This window comes from Falsiporphyromonas endometrii (assembly GCF_042654485.1).
In the GTDB taxonomy this organism is placed as follows: domain Bacteria; phylum Bacteroidota; class Bacteroidia; order Bacteroidales; family Porphyromonadaceae; genus Porphyromonas; species Porphyromonas endometrii.
Window position 1 is genome coordinate 1 of record NZ_JBHSGO010000093.1, and the last position, 2,927, is coordinate 2,927.

Consider the following 2,927-nt stretch of genomic DNA (forward strand, 5'->3'; position numbering starts at 1 on the left):
TGTTTTAGGAGTTCCTGTGAGTCCAATGGTAGCTCCCATCCAAAAATTGGCTGCTTAAACTCAAGAAATGAGAGGTTGCTAAAAAATTAGAGGCTGAATCATTACGAATAATGACACAGCCCCTTTTTTTATCTTCACTTAGGCAATCTGAATAAGAACGCTGTTTACTTCATCCCATTTTACGATTCTTATTCTATCTTTGCGACTACAATTAGACCAACAGTCATAAAACTATAAGAGGGTGCAATCTTCGCAAGAAGGAATTGAGACACTGTACATTCAATTAGGCCACATATCAAATAAAGAAAGCTATAAAAGGTGCACGGAAGATATTAAAATGCAACTAAGTAAATTGAATTCTTACCTTTGCACTCAAAATAGGATTGTTATATTTCGACATGATACAAAATCTAGTAATAGTTGAGTCTCCCGCAAAAGCCAAGACAATTGGCAAGTTTTTGGGCAAAGACTTTCAAGTACTCTCCAGTTATGGACATATCAGAGATTTGAGTCCTCATAAATTTAGTGTGGACATCGAACATGGTTATGCCCCAAAATATGAAATACCGACTGACAAAAAGAAGTTGGTAAAAGATCTTAAAAGTGCTGCTTCATCGGCTGAAGTTATATGGCTCGCATCCGATGAGGACCGCGAAGGAGAAGCTATTGCATGGCATCTGTCTGAGGTCTTAGATATCAAAGATAAGACCGTCAATAGGATTGTTTTTCATGAAATTACAAAACCTGCAATCCAAAATGCAATCCAAAATCCAAGATCAATTAATAATGATTTGGTAGATGCACAACAAGCACGACGAGTATTAGACCGTATAGTTGGTTTTGAGCTTTCTCCGGTCTTATGGAAAAGGATCAAGCCTTCATTATCGGCAGGACGTGTACAATCGGTCGCTGTCCGAATCATCGTGGAAAGAGAGAGAGAGATTGCTGAGTTTAAGACTCAGTCACAATATAAGACCACAGCGCAATTCCTGCTTTCGGACAAGAAAACTATCCTTGAGGCCGAACTCAACCACAAGTTTTCGACAGAAGAGGAGGCTCGACAATATCTTGAATTATGTTCGAAAGGACAATTTAAGGTAAGAGATATTGTAAAGAAGCCCGGCAAACGCAGTCCTGCCGGACCTTTCACAACCTCGACTCTACAGCAAGAGGCAGCTCGTAAGCTGGGATATTCCGTAGCTCAGACCATGCGAATAGCTCAAAAGCTCTATGAGGATGGTCATATCACCTATATGAGAACGGACTCTATGAACCTGTCTGCTTTAGCTATCAATGACCTAAGCAATCTTATCAGGGAACAATATGGCGAGCAGTATCTTCAGGTAAGGAAATACCATCAAAAGGCCAAAGGTGCACAAGAAGCCCACGAAGCTATCCGACCCACTTATGTATCCAAAGAGAAGATCGCCGGCACAGCTCAAGAGAAAAAGTTGTACGACCTGATCAGGAAGCGAACAATTGCTTCACAGATGGCAGATATGCTAACCGAAAGGACCACTATCTACATCGAATCAGAAGGTCTCGACCACCATTTCTCTGCACTCGGAGAGGTGGTATTGTTTAGTGGATTCTATTCTGTGTACAAAGAAGATACCGATGATGATCAGCCACAAGAAGAGAATACAAATCTTCTTCCAAAGGTAGAAATCAACGAAGCTCTGACTCTCAAAGAGGCTAAATCTACAGAGCGTTTTACCCAAAGACCGGCAAGATATACAGAGGCAAGTCTTGTGAAGAAGCTGGAAGAGCTCGGCATTGGCCGCCCATCTACTTATGCTCCGACTATTCAGACTATCCAACAGCGCGAATATGTAATCAAAGGAGACAGAGAAGGCAAAAAACGCAACTATGTACAACTCGAGCTCAAGGATAAACAAATAAACAAGACAGAACTAACCGAGACCTATGGTGCGGACAAAAACAAATTGATTCCTACAGATATTGGCATTGTTGTAAATGATTTTCTTGTAGAACAGTTTGGAGGCATCGTCGATCTGAACTTTACTGCTAAGGTGGAGGATGAGTTTGACCACATTGCAGAAGGTAAACTTCAATGGAATAAAGTTATTGATTCGTTCTACAAAAAGTTTCATCCAAAGGTAGAAGAGGCGGCAAGTATCTCTAAGCAGGAAGAGCGTGTTGGCGAGCGAATCCTTGGTACCGACCCTAAGACCGGACTTCAAGTGTCTGTCCGAATCGGGCGTTATGGCCCTATGGCTCAACTTGGCACGACAGAAGATGAAGACCAAAAGCCCAGATTTGCATCTCTTCCTCAGGGAAAATCAATTGTAACAATCAGTTTGGAAGAGGTATTGGATCTATTTGCGATGCCAAAAGATTTAGGCGAATTTGAAGGCAAGACCATCACAATTGGGATAGGTCGCTTCGGCCCTTATGTGAGACACAACAACAAGTTTGTATCTATTCCCAAAGGGACAGATCCTCTCGATGTCACCTATGAAGAGGCAATCGAGTTAATTAAAAACAAACGAGAGGCAGAAGAAAAGAGCATCATCAAAATCTTTGATGAAGAGCCGGACTTGCAAGTAAGAGTTGGACGCTTTGGTCCATACATCAAATATCAAGGCAGCAATTACAAGATTGCGAAAGGAACAGATGCTCAACAACTTAGCTTAGATGATTGTAAAAAGATTATCGAAGAGGCTCCCAAAAAGAAGTCTCGCGCCAAAAGCTCAAAGACAACGAAATCAAAAAGTTCAAAGAAAGCCACAAAATAAGCGGCATAACAGATAAGTAACCAAGGGTTGTTTCATAAAAATCTAGGTAGTATCCCAAAAAGTGTGTAAAGGAGATTTATCTTTGAGTCAAAATTAATCATTTCCTTTCATTGTTTAGTTCATCCGTCAGGCGGGCATGAAAAACACCGGGGGGATTGGCGTCCGCCC

General features: G+C 41.4%; 1 protein-coding gene. It reads left to right on the plus strand.

Translation table 11 applies throughout. From position 1 onward, the window contains the following. The first annotated feature begins 398 nt into the window (after positions 1 to 398). A complete protein-coding gene (gene topA / locus ACFO3G_RS03470) occupies positions 399 to 2,759 on the plus strand; it encodes a type I DNA topoisomerase (RefSeq protein WP_380078018.1) in 2,361 nt (786 codons plus the stop codon). Positions 2,760 to 2,927 lie beyond the last annotated feature (168 nt).